Source organism: Pseudomonadota bacterium, assembly GCA_016719885.1.
In the GTDB taxonomy this organism is placed as follows: domain Bacteria; phylum Pseudomonadota; class Gammaproteobacteria.
The window spans coordinates 141,990-156,538 of the sequence record JADJYF010000012.1 but is presented as its reverse complement, the minus strand read 5'-3'; the positions used below and the strand labels follow the sequence as shown (position 1 = coordinate 156,538).

At 65.7% G+C, this 14,549-nt stretch carries 15 protein-coding genes and 1 tRNA gene; 12 read left to right on the top strand and 4 right to left on the bottom strand.

Annotated elements, in window-relative coordinates:
* Positions 1-71: 71 nt before the first annotated feature.
* Genes IPM80_13885 through IPM80_13875 form a run of 3 tightly spaced genes read left to right on the top strand, consistent with a single transcriptional unit; the run spans position 72 to position 2,555 of the window.
* Entirely contained in the window at positions 72-1,451 is a 1,380-nt protein-coding gene (locus IPM80_13885) for a porin (protein MBK8959483.1), read from the top strand.
* Positions 1,417-1,998, top strand: a complete 582-nt coding sequence (locus tag IPM80_13880) for an FMN-binding protein (GenBank protein MBK8959482.1) — start codon at positions 1,417-1,419, stop codon at positions 1,996-1,998. Before IPM80_13885 ends, IPM80_13880 begins: the two co-directional genes overlap by 35 nt.
* Positions 1,995-2,555: a PepSY domain-containing protein gene (locus tag IPM80_13875; GenBank protein MBK8959481.1), complete on the top strand. Its 561-nt coding sequence runs from the start codon at positions 1,995-1,997 to the stop codon at positions 2,553-2,555. Before IPM80_13880 ends, IPM80_13875 begins: the two co-directional genes overlap by 4 nt.
* On the opposite strand, the gene moeB is transcribed toward IPM80_13875, so the two are convergent.
* The 4 genes from moeB to IPM80_13855 all read right to left on the bottom strand — a co-directional run bounded on the left by moeB (position 2,552) and on the right by IPM80_13855 (position 6,584).
* A complete protein-coding gene (gene moeB / locus IPM80_13870; protein MBK8959480.1) occupies positions 2,552-3,328 on the bottom strand; it encodes a molybdopterin-synthase adenylyltransferase MoeB in 777 nt (258 codons plus the stop codon). The genes IPM80_13875 and moeB overlap by 4 nt on opposite strands.
* Positions 3,329-3,397: 69 nt before the next feature.
* Positions 3,398-4,225, bottom strand: a complete 828-nt coding sequence (gene prmC / locus IPM80_13865; GenBank protein MBK8959479.1) for a peptide chain release factor N(5)-glutamine methyltransferase — start codon at positions 4,223-4,225, stop codon at positions 3,398-3,400.
* A 16-nt stretch (positions 4,226-4,241) separates the two neighbouring features.
* Positions 4,242-5,330: a peptide chain release factor 1 gene (gene prfA, locus IPM80_13860; GenBank protein MBK8959478.1), complete on the bottom strand. Its 1,089-nt coding sequence runs from the start codon at positions 5,328-5,330 to the stop codon at positions 4,242-4,244.
* A gap of 3 nt (positions 5,331-5,333) precedes the next feature.
* Positions 5,334-6,584: a glutamyl-tRNA reductase gene (locus IPM80_13855; protein ID MBK8959477.1), complete on the bottom strand. Its 1,251-nt coding sequence runs from the start codon at positions 6,582-6,584 to the stop codon at positions 5,334-5,336.
* 247 nt (positions 6,585-6,831) lie between these two features.
* Between IPM80_13855 and IPM80_13850 the strand changes: the two genes are divergently transcribed.
* The 9 genes from IPM80_13850 to IPM80_13810 all read left to right on the top strand — a co-directional run bounded on the left by IPM80_13850 (position 6,832) and on the right by IPM80_13810 (position 14,449).
* Positions 6,832-8,547 (top strand): tetratricopeptide repeat protein, encoded by a 1,716-nt coding sequence (locus IPM80_13850; protein MBK8959476.1) that lies wholly within the window; start codon positions 6,832-6,834, stop codon positions 8,545-8,547.
* Positions 8,544-9,188, top strand: a complete 645-nt coding sequence (gene lolB / locus IPM80_13845) for an outer membrane lipoprotein LolB (protein ID MBK8959475.1) — start codon at positions 8,544-8,546, stop codon at positions 9,186-9,188. The genes IPM80_13850 and lolB overlap by 4 nt, the downstream gene beginning before the upstream one ends.
* Positions 9,189-9,190: 2 nt before the next feature.
* Complete coding sequence (ispE, locus tag IPM80_13840) at positions 9,191-10,066, top strand: 4-(cytidine 5'-diphospho)-2-C-methyl-D-erythritol kinase (protein ID MBK8959474.1); 876 nt, start codon at positions 9,191-9,193, stop codon at positions 10,064-10,066.
* Between the two features lie 41 nt (positions 10,067-10,107).
* Positions 10,108-10,182 (top strand) — tRNA-Gln (locus IPM80_13835).
* Positions 10,183-10,294: 112 nt separating this feature from the next.
* Entirely contained in the window at positions 10,295-11,248 is a 954-nt protein-coding gene (locus IPM80_13830) for a ribose-phosphate diphosphokinase (protein ID MBK8959473.1), read from the top strand.
* 125 nt (positions 11,249-11,373) lie between these two features.
* Positions 11,374-11,979 (top strand): 50S ribosomal protein L25/general stress protein Ctc, encoded by a 606-nt coding sequence (locus IPM80_13825; GenBank protein ID MBK8959472.1) that lies wholly within the window; start codon positions 11,374-11,376, stop codon positions 11,977-11,979.
* Between the two features lie 39 nt (positions 11,980-12,018).
* Positions 12,019-12,612, top strand: a complete 594-nt coding sequence (gene pth, locus IPM80_13820; GenBank protein MBK8959471.1) for an aminoacyl-tRNA hydrolase — start codon at positions 12,019-12,021, stop codon at positions 12,610-12,612.
* Between the two features lie 4 nt (positions 12,613-12,616).
* Positions 12,617-13,708: a redox-regulated ATPase YchF gene (gene ychF, locus IPM80_13815; protein MBK8959470.1), complete on the top strand. Its 1,092-nt coding sequence runs from the start codon at positions 12,617-12,619 to the stop codon at positions 13,706-13,708.
* Between the two features lie 159 nt (positions 13,709-13,867).
* Positions 13,868-14,449, top strand: a complete 582-nt coding sequence (locus tag IPM80_13810) for a PEP-CTERM sorting domain-containing protein (protein MBK8959469.1) — start codon at positions 13,868-13,870, stop codon at positions 14,447-14,449.
* The last annotated feature ends 100 nt before the right edge of the window (positions 14,450-14,549 follow it).

Below are 14,549 nucleotides of genomic sequence, written 5' to 3'. Positions count from 1 at the left end.
GCGTCCGCGCGGCGGCCCCAGCGATTTCTTTATGCCGCCGGTCGGGCGACCGGCTATCTGGAGGATTTTCCATGCGCTTTAAACCGACTTTGAGCACGCTGTGGGCGCTGCTCGCCATTGCCTTGCCGGCCGCCGCGGCGCCGACACCGAGCCTCGACGAGCTGTGGCGGGTGGTGCAGCAGCAGCAGTCCACCATCGAGCAGATGAACAAGAAGCTCGACGCCACCCTGCAGCAACTTGCCCAGGCCGAGAGCAAGCTGGCCGGCGCGGAGAGCAAGTTGGCCAGCACCGAGACCAAGCTCGCGACCACTGAAACCAAGCTGGCCGACAACGAAAAGAAACTCGAAGCGACCGCCGACGCGGTCGAAGCCAAGGTCGCCGGCGGCGAAAAATCCTCGTCGCCGAGCTGGGCCGACCGCACCAGCCTCGGCGGCTACGGCGAGTTGCACTACAACCACCTCGACAACGACGGGGTGGCCGGCGGCAAGCAGAACCGCACGGATTTCCATCGCTTCGTCATATATATGAGCCACGAATTCAACAGCTGGCTGCGTTTCGGCTCCGAGCTCGAAGTCGAGCACGTGGTGGCGTCCAGCGAAGACCCGGGCGAAGTGGAAGTCGAGCAGGCCTGGGTGGAAATGGACTTGAACGACAAGCACCGCCTGCGCACCGGTCTCGACCTGTTGCCTGTCGGCATCATCAACACCACCCACGAGCCCAATACGTTCTACGGCGTGGAGCGCAACGCCATCGAAAGCGAGATCATTCCCAGCACTTGGTGGGAAGGCGGCGCGGCGGCGAGCGGCGAGATTCGTCCCGGCCTGTCCTATGACGTCGTGATGCACACCGGTCTCATCATGCCCTTCACCGGCAACGATGCATTCCGCCCGCGTGCGGGCCGCACCCAGATTGCCGAGGCCGACGACCACGACGTCGCCTTCACCGGGCGTCTGCGCTACACCGGCATCGCCGGTCTCGAGCTCGCCACCAGCGGCCAGTACCAGGCGGACTACACCGGCACCGGCGACGCCGCTGAAGCGGCCGCTTATCTCATCGAGACCCATCTCGACTATCGTCACGCCAGTGGTTTTGGCCTGCGCGCCCTGTATGCGCGCTGGGAACTGGGCGCGGATCGCAATCACGGTCTCGACCCCAGCAGCGTCGGCGCGGACCATCTGAGCGGCTGGTACGTCGAACCTGCCTACCGCTTTGCGCTGGCAGGTTTGCTGCCGGCGCCGGGCGAGATCGGCGTGTTCAGCCGCTACGCCCGCTGGGACCAGGCCGACGGCCTGGGCGGCCGCTTCCGCAACTTCGAGCGTGTGTCGCTGGGTCTGAATTACTGGCCAGTGCCGCAGGTAGTGTTCAAAATCGACGGCCAATTCGAAGACGCCGATGGACGCGTACGTAGGGAGTTTGATGGATTCAATCTGGGCTTCGGCTACCAGTTCTAAGCTTGGTCCGCGTTACAGGCCGCGCCGGTTCCTGCCGGGCGCGGCCTGTGCCGTTTGCCTGTGGCTGGCCGCCGCGGCGACGCAGGCCGACGAGGTGTATCTCGAGCCGACGGCATTCGTCAGCGAAGCCTTCGACGGCAAAGCGCCAGCCGCGCAAAAGCTGTGGGTGACGCCGGCGCTCAACGCCAAGGTCAAGGACATCCTCGGCAGCGCGCTGGGCTTGCGTCAGAAGTACTGGCGCGAAGGTCAGCGCACGGTGTGGATCCTGGAAGCCATCGGCCGCGACAAGCCGATCACCGCCGGCTACGTGGTCGAGAACGCCGCCATCACCCGCGCCGCCATCCTCATCTACCGCGAAAGCCGTGGCGCCGAAGTGCGCCATCCCTTCTTTACCGACCAGTTCAAGGGCGCGACTCTCAAGGCCGACAGTGCCTTGGACCGCCACATCGACGGCATCACCGGCGCGACCTTGTCGGTCCATGCGATCAGTGCCCTGGCGCGCGTGGCCCTGCTGCTCGACGAGGCCGCGCGAGCCGAGCCGCAATGAAACCCGAGCAACTCCCGCTACGACGCGCCAACGGCACGCGCGTCCATCCCGCCACGCGCTGGCATCGCGCGCTCGGCATCGCGAGCACGCTCATCGTCATCATCACGGTGGTGACCGGGCTCGTCCTGAATCATGGCGACGCGCTCGACCTGTCGCGCCGCCATCCGCACAACGCCGTCATCGACAAGCTGTACCGGCAAAGCGCCAAGGCCCTGCCCAAGGGTTTTGCCACCGAGCGCGGTTGGCTGGCGCAACTCGGTGCGGAGATCTACCTCGACACGCGCCCACTCGCCACCCACGAGGCGCCGCTGGTCGGCGCCCTGGTATGGGACGACACACTGCTGGTCGCCTACCTTGCGGCGACGCTCGCCGAGGTCTACCGCGGCAGCGGCGTCAGCTACGAACGCGTGCTGCTCGACGTGCACTCGGGCCGCCTGTTCGGCCGCGTCGGTGTATGGGTGGTGGATGCCGCCGCGGTCTGTCTTTTGGCCCTCGCCCTGACCGGCACCTGGATGTTCTTCAAATTCAAACGCGGTGGGCAGCGACCGCCCCGCTAGATGACGGCCTCGGCCGCCGCCGCCGTCACCAAGGGCGCGCACACCGGGCAACGCGGATCGCGACGGAAGCGCATGCTGTGCCATTCCATGGCGAGAGCATCGAGCAAGAGCAGGCGGCCGGTCAGATCCTGGCCGACGCCCATCAATACCTTGAGGGTTTCCAGCGCCTGCACGCTGCCGATGATGCCGAGCAGGGGCGCCACCACGCCGGTCTGGGTGCAGGTCTCGGTGCCCGTCGCGTCGTTGTTGTACAGGCAGCGATAACAGGGGCTGGCCTCGGTGCCGGGATGAAACACTGTCACCTGGCCTTCGAAACGGATGGCGGCGCCGGACACCAGCGGCTTGCGATGCCGCGCGCAGGCGGCGTTGATCAGAAATCGCGTTTCGAAGTTGTCGGTCGCATCGACCACCACGTCGACCGAAGGCAGGTGCCGGTCGAAATCCTCGGCCTCGAGGCGCCGGTCGATGGTCTCGATGCGGGTATTGGGATTGAGCTCATGCAGGCGATCGCGCGCCGACTCGACCTTGCGTCGCTTGAGATCGCTCGTGCCGTGCACGATTTGCCGCTGCAGGTTCGACAGTTCCACGTGGTCATGATCGACCAGCACCAGCCGACCGACGCCGGCCGCGGCGAGGTACATCGCGATCGGCGAGCCGAGCCCACCGAGACCAATCAACATCACCGAACTCGCGAGCAGGCGGTTCTGTCCGTCGATGTCGATTTCAGGCAGCAGGATCTGGCGGCTGTAGCGCAGCAGCAATTGGTCGTCCATCTTCATTCTCCGCAAGCGTCGCCGGCAGCGACCCGGTGGTATCGAGTGTCGCCGAGGCTAGCGCGATGTTCAATCGCGCCACGCCGACGTGGCGCGTTCGCGGCCTTCGAGATCGGTCGCGGTCGTGATGCGTGAAAAGCCGTGGGCCGCGAGCAGGGCCCGCACCTGCTCGCCCTGTCGATAACCGTGTTCGAGCGCGAGGAAGCCGCCGCGCTTCAGACAACGTGGCGCGGCCGCGATGATGGCGGTGAGCGCCGCGCCGCCATCATCGGCGGCGAACACCGCCTGCGCGGGTTCGAAGCCAACCGCCGCATCGACGTCTTCCTGGGCGCCGACGTAGGGCGGATTGGACAGGATCACATCGCAACTGCGGTCCGCGAGCGCGTCCAGCCAATCACCGCGCAGGCAAGCGATGCGCGACACGCCCAGCCGCGCGAAATTTTCGCGCGCCACGCTGAGTGCCGCCGCCGATGCGTCGCTCGCGATCACGGTCAAGCACGGGCGCTCGCGCGCCAGCACCGCGGCGATCGCGCCACTGCCGGTGCCGGCATCGAGCAGCACGCCGCAACACTCGCGCGGCACGGCCGCGAGCGCGAGTTCCACCAGCACTTCGGTGTCGGCGCGCGGCACCAGCACCGCCGGTGTCACCGTGAAGTCGAGTGACCAGAATTCCGCACGGCCGGTGAGGTAGGCCAGCGGCGTATGCCGCGCGCGGGCCTCGAGCAGGGCGTCGAAGCGCGCGCTGACGCTTGCATCGAGCGTGGCTTCCGGATGGCTGTAGAGATAGCTGCGACCGACATCGAGGCAATGCGCGAGCAGCACTTCGGCATCGAGCCGCGGCGAATCGCTGGCGGCCAGGCGTGCACCCCCGCTGCGCAGCGCGGCCGCCACCGTCAGCGGCGCGGTCACCGGCTCAGACGTCCTGCGCGAGCTGCGCCATGAGGTCCGCCTGGTGCTCGGTCAACAATGGTTCGATGACGAGATCGACATCGCCTTCCATCAGCTCGGCGAGCTTGTAGACGGTGAGGTTGATGCGGTGATCGGTGACGCGGCCCTGGGGAAAATTGTAGGTGCGGATGCGCTCCGAGCGATCGCCGCTGCCGACCAGGTTGCGCCGCGTCTGCGCCTGCTCGGCCTGCTGCTTGCCGCGTTCGGCGGCCAGCAGGCGCGAGCGCAGCAGGCTCATGGCGCGCGCGCGGTTCTTGTGCTGCGAACGCTCGTCCTGGCACTCCACCACCACGCCGGTCGGAATGTGCGTGATGCGGATCGCCGAATCGGTCTTGTTGACGTGCTGGCCGCCGGCGCCCGAGGCGCGGAAGGTGTCGATGCGCAGATCCTTGGTGTTGATGTCGACGTCTTCAATCGCTTCGACCGCCGGCATCACCGCCACCGTGCAGGCCGAGGTGTGGATGCGGCCCTGGGATTCGGTGTCGGGCACGCGCTGCACGCGGTGCGCGCCCGATTCGAACTTCAGTCGCTCGTAAACGCCCTGGCCGGTGATCTTGATGATCACTTCCTTGTAGCCGCCGAGCTCGGCCTGGTTGGACGACATCACCTCGTTGCGCCAGCCGCGGTTCTCCGCGTAGCGCAGGTACATGCGCAGCAGGTCACCGGCGAACAGCGCGGCTTCGTCGCCGCCGGTGCCGGCGCGGATTTCCAGGAACACGTCGGCGGCGTCGTCCGGGTCCTTGGGGATGAGCAGCTTCTGCAGTTCGACTTCCAGGCTGCCCAGCGATTCGCGCGCTTCCTGCGCCTCTTCCTGGGCGAGCGCGCGCATCTCGGCGTCGTCTTCGCGCATCAGCTCCTCGGCGTGGGTGATGGCGTCCTGGGTACGCCGATACCTGTCGAAGCATTCCACCACCGGGCTGATCTCGGCATGCTCGCGCGACAAGCTGCGGTACTTGTCCTGATCGTTGATCACTTCCGGCACGGCCAACATGCCGTCGAGTTCGGTGCGTCGCTCGACCAGGGTTTCGAGCTTGCGTAGGAGCGAGGCTTGCATGGGTCAGGATCCGTCGAGGCCGAGGAGCGTGCGCGCCACGCGCACGTATTCCTCGCTGCCACCGCTCTGGCGCAGGCTGGCGGTGGGATGGTGCATGAGTTTGTTGGTCAGGGTGTTGGCAAGTGATTCGAGCACGGCGGTGGGGTCGTCACCGCGTGCCAGGCGCGCGCGCGCCTTGCTCATCAATTCGTCGCGCACGCGTTCGCCGTGGGCGCGGTACTCGGCGATGGTGGTGCCGCTGCCCTGGACCTTCAACCAGTCCATGTAATCGCGCACCTGCAGGTGCACCATCTCCTCGGCCTGGGCGGCGGCCTCGTGGCGCAGCTTGAGGTTGGAACTGACCACGTGTTCCAGGTCGTCGACGGTGTAGAGATAGACGTCTTCCAGCTCGCCGACGCTCGCTTCGACGTCGCGCGGCACGGCGAGATCGACGATGAACATCGGTTCATAGCCGCGCTGCTTCATGGCGACATCGATGATGCCGCGCGTGACGATGGGCAGGCGGCTGGCGGTCGAACTGACGACGATGTCGACCTGGGTCAGGACGTTGGTGATGTCGGACAGTTCGACGGCGCTGCCGCCGACCCGCTCGGCCAGCGCGCGCGCATTGTCGAGCGAGCGGTTCGCCACCACCAGCTTGCCGATGTGCGCACCGGCCAGATGGTTGGCGACCAGCGAGATGGTGTCGCCGGCGCCAATCAAGAGCGCCGAGCGACGCTCCAGCGAACCGTGAATCTGTTGGGCAAGCTTGACCGCCGCGTAGGCCACCGACACCGGCGTGTTGCCGATGTCGGTTTCGGAGCGAATCATCTTCGCGGTCGAGAACGAGAACTGCATGAGGCGGTTGAGGAACTTGCCGACGGTGCCGGCGTCCACCGCGCTACGGTAGGCGTCTTTCAGTTGCCCGAGGATCTGCGGCTCGCCGACCACCAGCGAATCGAGGCCGGCCGCCACGCGCAGGGCATGGCGCACGGCGTGTTCGCTGTCGAGGTGATAGAGGTGCGGCGTGATGTCGTCGGCGCCGATATTGCGATAGCGGGTCAGCCACGCCAGCGGCTCGCGCAGCGCCGACTGGTGGATGTCGCAGTAGAGTTCGGTGCGGTTGCAGGTCGACAGGATCAGCGACTCGGTCACGCCCGGGCACGCGTTCAAGGCGCCGAGCGCCGAGGGCAGCTGCGCGAGGTCGAAGGCGACCTTCTCGCGCACCTCCACCGGCGCGGTCTTGTGGCTGAGTCCGAGTATGAACAGGGTCATGGGGCGCGGGCGGGCAATGATTCCCGCCGCGCGTCCGAATCGAGTCGGGACGCCATCGCGTGGGAACGACTGCTCTTCGGTCCTATCAAAATGAAGCTTGGGCGTTAACTGGGTTATAGTTTAAGTCAGAACATCCGTGAAACCACTAACGACTGCGAGAGTGGCGTGCTGCTCGGCGCGGTCGGCATTCGGCAAAGACACCTTGCAGCATTTCTCCCTCCGATCCGTTCGTCCCCTGGCTCGCGTCGTGGCGGGCCTCGGCCTGGGCCTGTTGGCCGCCTGCGCCACGCCGCCCGCGCCCAAACCGGTGGTCATGAATGCCGCGCCCGCGGCGGCCAGCGCCCCCGCTCCCGCGAACGCGCAGCCGGCGCCGCCTTTCCAGTACGAGAACGACCCCTATTATCGCCTGCTGATGGCCGAATTCGCCGGCCAGCGCGGGCATCTCGACGTCGCGGTCAAGAACTACGTCGAACTCGCCCACAGCCTGCGTGACGTTGGCCTGGCCGAGCGCGCCACGCGCATCGCGGTGTTCGCGCGCGATGACGAATCGGCCCTGAGCGCCGCCCGCACCTGGGTCGAACTCGATCCCAAGGACATGGATGCGCGCCAGATCCTGGCCGCCATGTACATCCGCCACGGCAATGCCGACGCGGCGCTCGAACACCTGGAATACGTGGTCTCCCACGATGCCGGTCAGCCCGGCAACCGTCTGCGCATGGTCGCCAACCTGCTCGGCCACGAGGACGACCGCCAGACCGCGCTGGCAGTGATGGAAAAACTGGTCGCCAAGCACAGCGAGGACAGCGACGCGCTGCTGGCCTACGCGCTGCTCGCCATCCGCGCCGAGCAGCTCGACAAGGCGCGCGATGCCATGAACCGCATCGTCAAGCGCACCGAGCTGTCGTCCAACGTCGCAATGGCCTACCTCGCCATCCTGCAGAAGCAGGGCAAGCTGCCGCAGGCCATCGATTGGCTGGACTCGGTGCTGGCCGCCAACCCCAAGCAGTTCGGCCTGCGCCTGATCTACGCGCGCCTGCTGGCCGATGCCAACCGCTACGAGGAAGCGCGCCTGCAGTTCCGCATGCTGTCGACCGAGGCGCCGGACAATTCCGACATCGTGTTCGCGCTCGGCCTGCTCAACCTGCAGGCCAACCGCGTCGACGAGGCGGCCAAGAACTTCACGCGTCTGCTCAAGCTCGACGCGCGCCTCGACGAAGCCCATTTCTACCTCGGCCAGATAGCCGAGGCGCAGAAGAACCCCGAGCAGGCGCTGGCCGAATACCGCAAGGTGCAGGGCGGCAGCAATTACTTCAATGCGCAGATGCGCATCGCCCTGGTCAAGGCGGTCAAGGGCCAGACCGACGAGGCCATCGCGTTCCTCGACAGAATGACGGTCGAGGACGACGAGCAGCGTTTCAACGTGGCGCGCGCCAAGGGCGAGATCCTGACCGACAAGAACCGCTTCGATGAGGCCATGCAGGTCTACGACGCGGCGCTGGCCAAGGGCGAGTTCAATTCGGACCTGCTCTACACGCGCGCCATGCTGGCCGAGCGCATGGGCAAGATAGATGTGCTGGAAAAGGATCTGCGCACCATCCTCGCCAAGGAACCGGACAACTCCCAGGCCCTGAACGCGCTCGGCTATACGCTGGCCGACAGCACCAAGCGCTACGACGAAGCCCTTGCCCTCATCACCCGCGCGCTGGAAATCAGTCCCAAGGACTTCTACATCCTCGACTCCATGGGCTGGGTGCTGTACCGCCTCGGTCGCCTGGATGAGTCCATCAAGTACCTGGAAAAGGCCCGCGAATTGCGCAATGACCCGGAAGTGGCCGCTCACCTCGGCGAAGTGCTGTGGGTTAAGGGCGACCGCGCGGCGGCGACCAAGACCTGGGACGCGGCGCTGCGCGACACGCCCAACGACAAGAAGCTCCTCGAAGTCATCAAACGACTGAAGCCGTGAGTGCCGTGCGTGCGACCTCGAGGGCGCCCACGGCGCGGCGCATGCTGGCGCTGCTCGGCGCCCTGCTGCTCGGCGGATGCGCGACGCTGAAAGCGCCGGCCCCGCCCGCGCCGGTGACCCCGCCGGCCGTCGACCCGCATGCCGCGCACCTGGCGGCGCTGACCTCCTTCAATCCTTGGCGCCTGGCCGGCCGCATCGCCGTACAGCGCGAGGACAAGGGCTTCAGCGCCGACCTCGCCTGGCGTGAGGCCGGCGACGACTTCTCGCTGCGGGTGGCGGCGCCCTTCAATGGCGGCACCTACGCGCTGTCCGGCAACGGTCGTGCGGTGTCGCTGGTGTCATCCAAGGGCGATATCTTCAGCGCCGCTGACGCCGAAACCTTGATGCAGCAGCATCTCGGCTGGGCATTACCGATAGCGGGCGCTCGCTACTGGGTGCGGGGCCTGCCCGATCCCGGGCGCGCGGTGAGCGCCGAGCGCCTCGATGCCAGCGGCCGCTGGACGGATTTTTCACAGGACGGCTGGCACGTGAGCGTCACCGAGTACACCCACGCCGCCGGGCGCGACCTGCCCAAGCGGCTGTTCCTGGCCCGCGACAAGTTGCAGGTGCGCATGGCTATCAAGACCTGGGAGCAACGTTGAAGATGAGCGCGGCGGGCTGGCCGGCACCGGCCAAGATCAACCTGTTTCTGCACGTCACCGGCCGCCGGCCGGATGGCTATCACCTGCTGCAGACCTTGTTCCAGTTCGTCGATCACGGCGACACCCTGCATTTCAATGTGCGCGAGGACGGCGACATCCGCCGCCTGTCGGCACTGGCCGGGGTCACCCCGGAGCAGGACCTGGTGGTGCGCGCGGCGCGCAAGCTGAAGGATCTCACCGGCTGCGCGCTGGGTGCGGATATCGCCGTCGACAAGCGCCTGCCCATGGGCGGCGGCCTGGGCGGCGGCAGTTCCGACGCGGCAACCGTGCTGGTCGCCTTGAACCAGCTATGGGGCACGGCCGTGCCGGTGGACGAACTCGCGCGTCTCGGGCTCTCGCTCGGCGCCGATGTGCCGGTGTTCGTGCGGGGCGAGGCGGCGTGGGCCGAAGGGGTGGGCGAGATCCTCACGCCCTGCCCGGCGGACGAGGGCCCGGTGCTCGTCATCACCCCCGACTGCAACGTCGAAACCCGGGTGGTTTTCAATGACCTTGAATTGACACGGGATACCCCGCCAATCACAATGCCCGCCTTTTCGTTGAGCCGAACCCGCAACGATTGCGAGCCTGTCACGCGGCGGCTCTATCCGGAGGTCGGTCGCGCGCTCGATTGGTTGTCGCGGCACGCCTGGGCCCGCATGAGCGGTACCGGCGCCAGCGTCTACGCCCTGTTCGACAATGACAGCGCGGCCGACGCGGTGGCGCGACAGGTGCCGCCCACGTGGCGCCACTTCCGCGCCCGGCGAGTCAATCGCTCGCCACTCGCGGACCGGCTCGCGGCCGAACTTGGCTTGAGGCAAGGTCGGCACGACACATATTGATAGCGACAGCGTGCCGCCGAGCACGCGCGATGATTCAGCTTTGGGGTGTCGCCAAGCGGTAAGGCACCGGGTTTTGATCCCGGCATTCCCAGGTTCGAATCCTGGCACCCCAGCCATTTTTCCGGGCACTGCCCTGTAGGTGCGAATCCATTCGCACATTGAATGAACTCCCGCCCGCGGTTGCCGTGGTGCGGCCGCATTGATTGGGAGAGGCCTCGCGCCCCGCACATGATCGAAGAATCGATGATGCTGTTTACCGGCAACGCCAACCGGCCGTTGGCGCGCGCCATTGCCCGCCACTTGCACATGCCGCTTGGCAAGGCCACGGTCGGTCGCTTCAGCGACGGCGAGATCACGGTCGAAATTGCCGAGAACGTGCGCGGTCGCCACTGCATCGTCATCCAGTCGACCTGCGCGCCGGCCAACGACAACTTCATGGAACTGATGGTGCTGATCGACGCCCTGCGTCGCGCCTCGGCGCACAGCATCACCGCCGTCATTCCGTACATGGGCTACGCCCGCCAGGATCGCCGTCCGCGCTCGGCGCGCGTGCCGATCACCGCCAAGGTGGTGGCCAACATGATCACTTCCGTCGGCACCACGCGCGTGCTGACGGTCGACCTGCATGCCGAGCAGATCCAGGGCTTCTTCGACATCCCGATGGACAACGTCTACGCCTCGCCGGTGTTGCTCGGTGACATCTGGAAGCATGAATACGAAAAATTGATGGTGGTGTCGCCCGACGTCGGTGGCGTGGTGCGCGCGCGCGCCATCGCCCGTCAGCTCGACAACGCCGATCTCGCGATCATCGACAAGCGCCGTCCGCGCGCCAACGAATCGCAGGTCATGAACATCATCGGCGATGTCGCCGGCCGCACCTGCGTGATGGTCGACGACATGGTCGATACCGCTGGCACCCTGTGCCGCGCCGCCGAAGCGCTGAAGGATCACGGCGCGCGCAAGGTGGTGGCCTATTGCACGCACCCGGTGCTGTCCGGCAAAGCCATCGACAACATCAACAACTCGACGCTGGACGAACTGGTGGTGTGCGACACCATTCCGCTGTCCGAGGCGGCTGCCGGTTGCGACAAGATTCGCCAGCTGTCGGTGGCGAGCCTGTTGGGTGAATGCATCAGCCGCATCTGCTCGGGCCAGTCCCTGAGCTCGATGTTCGTCGACTGATTTAGATTTGAATTCGCCGTGCCGCCTCGCGGCGGCGCGGTTTTGTGAAAAGCCTGCATCGGGCTCTGGTCGCGGATCCATGCAGGCGTTTTTGTGTTTACCTTGAGACTCTGGAGTATCGGTCCATGAACAAATTCGAGATCACTGCCGTGACTCGCGCTGACAGGGGTAAGGGTGCGAGCCGCCGCCTGCGTCGCGAGGGCAAGCTTCCCGCGGTGCTGTACGGCGGTCACGCCGAGCCCGTCGCCATCACGCTCGACCACAACGACGTGCTGCTGCATGCCGCCCACGAAGCGTTCTATTCGCACATCCTGACCCTGACCCTCGACGGCAAGGCCGAGCGCGTGGTGGTCAAGGACATGCAGCGCCACGTCTACAAGCCGCGCATCCATCACATGGATCTCTTGCGCGTGTCGGAAACGGAAGTGCTGAACATGCGCGTGCCGATCCACTTCATCAACGAAGACACCTGCGTGGGCGTGAAGGTCGGCAGCGGTGTGATCTCGCACCAGATGGCCGATATCGAAATCACCTGCCTGCCGAAGGATCTGCCGGAATTCATCGAGGTCGATCTGAAGGACATGAATGTCGGCGACACGCTGCACGTCGGCGAGATGAAGCTGCCGGCGGGCGTGCAGGTCACCGCGCTGCTGCATGGCGGCGACGAGCACCTGCCGGTCGTGACGGTCTACGCGCCCAAGGGCAGCGAAGGCGACGGCGCAGGCGCGTAACGCCCTACCGCGCCGGGCGCGCCAGCGAAGTTCGCGAACGTGTCCGGCGCGGAAGTCGTGCAATTGGTGGTCGGCCTCGGTAATCCCGGCGCCGGTCACGCTGAAGACCGCCACAACGTCGGCTTCTGGCTCATCGATGCGCTGGCCGCCAGGCTCAAGGTCGATCTCAAGCCCGAGTCGCGTTACAAGGGCGAACTCGGTCGCGCAGCCTCCGGCCTGCGCCTCTTGAAGCCCGCCACCTACATGAATTTGAGCGGAGAATCGGTCGCGCCCTGCGCCGCCTATTTCCGCGTGCCAACCGCCGCCGTGCTGGTGGTGCATGACGAACTCGACCTGCCGGTGGGCGCCGTGCGCTTGAAGCGCGGCGGCGGTCACGGCGGTCACAATGGTCTGCGCAGCATCGACCAGATGCTCGGCACCAACGACTACCTGCGCGTGCGCCTCGGCATCGGCCATCCCGGTGTCGGCCGCGATGTCGCGGGCTACGTGTTGTCACGCCCTCCCGCGGCCGAGCGCGATGCGATCGACGCCGCCATCGGTGCGGTGCTGGACAATTTCGAGACCATCATCAACGGTGGTTTCAACCGCGCCATGAATACGCTCAACCAGCGCGTGGCCAAGGCAAAGGAATAGAACGATGGGTTTCAAATGCGGCATTGTCGGCCTGCCCAATGTCGGCAAGTCATCGTTGTTCAACGCGCTGACCTCGGCGGCGATCGCGGCGGAGAACTACCCGTTCTGCACCATCGAGCCCAATGTCGGCATCGTCGCGGTGCCCGACCCGCGCCTGGATAAACTCGCCGAGATCGTCAAGCCGCAACGCGTGCTGCCGTCGAGCATGGAGTTCGTCGACATCGCCGGCCTGGTGGCCGGTGCGTCCAAGGGTGAAGGCCTCGGCAACAAGTTCCTGGCCCACATCCGCGAGACCAATGCCATCGCGCACGTGGTGCGTTGCTTCGAGAACGACAACATCACCCATGTCGCCGGCCGCATCGACCCCATCGCCGACATCGAAGTCATCGACACCGAACTCGCGCTGGCCGATCTCGACACCGTGACCAAGGGCCTGGACCGCGCCGAGAAAGCCGCCAAGTCCGGTGACAAGGAACAGCGTGCGCGCGCCGAGGCCTACAAGGTGTTCCTGGCGGCGCTCGACGCCGGCAAACCGATTCGCTCATTGGAACTCGACGACAACGCGCGCGCCCTGTTGCGCGAAGTGAGTCTCCTCACCGCCAAGCCGGTGCTGTTCATCGCCAACGTCGACGAAGCGAATCTCGCCGGCAACGATTACAGCAGGCGCGTCGCCGAGTACGCCGAAAACAACGGCGCCGAATGCGTGGTGATCTGCGCCGCCATCGAAGCCGAACTCGTCAGCCTCGACGCCGCCGACCGCGCCGAATTCCTGAAGGATCTCGGCCTCGACGAGCCCGGTCTCAATCGCGTGATCCGCGCCGGCTATCACCTCTTGGGCCTGCAAAGCTATTTCACCGCCGGCGTGAAGGAAGTACGCGCCTGGACCATCCGCCAGGGCACCACCGCGCCCGGCGCGGCGGGCGTCATTCACACCGATTTCGAACGCGGCTTCATTCGCGCCGAGGTCATTGCCTATGACGATTTCATCGCCTGTGGCGGTGAGACCAAGGCCAAGGAAGTCGGCAAGCTGCGCGTCGAAGGCAAGGAATACGTGGTGGCGGACGGCGACGTCATGCATTTCAGGTTCAACGTCTGAGCCTGCGCCGACGGCGCGCGGAGCGCGGGCGTAGGTGCGAATTCATTCGCACATTTCGTCCCGATCGTTAACTAATGTCACACCCGAGACGACCCTTCGATGGCGCTGACCGTCGCGGTTACCATTCAGCTTCGAACTAACAATCAATGGAGTGTTGCGATGAAGTCTCTCACCTGGTTCGCGCTGGCCGGCGCACTGGCTTGCGCCTCTGGTACAAGCCAAGCCACTGTCATTGACTTTGAGGACGTGGCTCCGGTTGGTAGCGGGATCAATATCAATCCAGGTTTCACTTACAGCGAAGACGGCTTCACCTTCACACCAGTCAACAGTGACTCGGCGGTCGTCGATGCCGGGTTTGTCTACACCATGCCAGGCAACACCACCGATTTTTTCGCCTTTTCGGAATTCAACATCATCACGCTGACCGGGCCCGCGCCCTTTGATCTCACCAGCGTGCTGATTGGTCAGTATTCGAACGCCAGCTCGCCGTCGAGTCTTACGATTGCCGCGACGCTGTTCGGCGGCGGTAGCATCAACGCCACGTTCCAGAACCTGACCACGGCGACCCTTGCCACGCTCAACTGGGTGAACCTGCTCAACGTGCAGTTCCGCACCACGGACGACGCGGCGATCGACAACATCGTGCTGAACGAGACGGACGTGCCGGAACCGGCCAGCCTGGCGCTGTTTGGTTTAGGACTGGCGGGCGTGGGTTATTCGCGACGTCAGAAACGCGGCTGAGCCGTCTTCGCGTTGTCCGCGACGAAGCCCGCCTTGTGCGGGCTTTTTGTTGACGCTTCATCGGCGCGCGGCCGACTTGCCCATATCGGGCGGCTGCGAA

What these genes read in the sequence shown, in the direction of transcription:
- IPM80_13875 (MBK8959481.1), top strand. Translation starts at nt 1,995, where the DNA reads ATGAAACCCGAGCAACTCCCGCTACGACGCGCCAACGGCACGCGCGTC.
- ychF (MBK8959470.1), top strand. Translation starts at nt 12,617, where the DNA reads ATGGGTTTCAAATGCGGCATTGTCGGCCTGCCCAATGTCGGCAAGTCA.
- IPM80_13825 (MBK8959472.1), top strand. Translation starts at nt 11,374, where the DNA reads ATGAACAAATTCGAGATCACTGCCGTGACTCGCGCTGACAGGGGTAAG.
- moeB (MBK8959480.1), bottom strand. Translation starts at nt 3,328, where the DNA reads ATGGACGACCAATTGCTGCTGCGCTACAGCCGCCAGATCCTGCTGCCT.
- IPM80_13880 (MBK8959482.1), top strand. Translation starts at nt 1,417, where the DNA reads ATGGATTCAATCTGGGCTTCGGCTACCAGTTCTAAGCTTGGTCCGCGT.
- IPM80_13830 (MBK8959473.1), top strand. Translation starts at nt 10,295, where the DNA reads ATGATCGAAGAATCGATGATGCTGTTTACCGGCAACGCCAACCGGCCG.
- prfA (MBK8959478.1), bottom strand. Translation starts at nt 5,330, where the DNA reads ATGCAAGCCTCGCTCCTACGCAAGCTCGAAACCCTGGTCGAGCGACGC.
- IPM80_13885 (MBK8959483.1), top strand. Translation starts at nt 72, where the DNA reads ATGCGCTTTAAACCGACTTTGAGCACGCTGTGGGCGCTGCTCGCCATT.
- IPM80_13855 (MBK8959477.1), bottom strand. Translation starts at nt 6,584, where the DNA reads ATGACCCTGTTCATACTCGGACTCAGCCACAAGACCGCGCCGGTGGAG.
- IPM80_13810 (MBK8959469.1), top strand. Translation starts at nt 13,868, where the DNA reads ATGAAGTCTCTCACCTGGTTCGCGCTGGCCGGCGCACTGGCTTGCGCC.
- ispE (MBK8959474.1), top strand. Translation starts at nt 9,191, where the DNA reads ATGAGCGCGGCGGGCTGGCCGGCACCGGCCAAGATCAACCTGTTTCTG.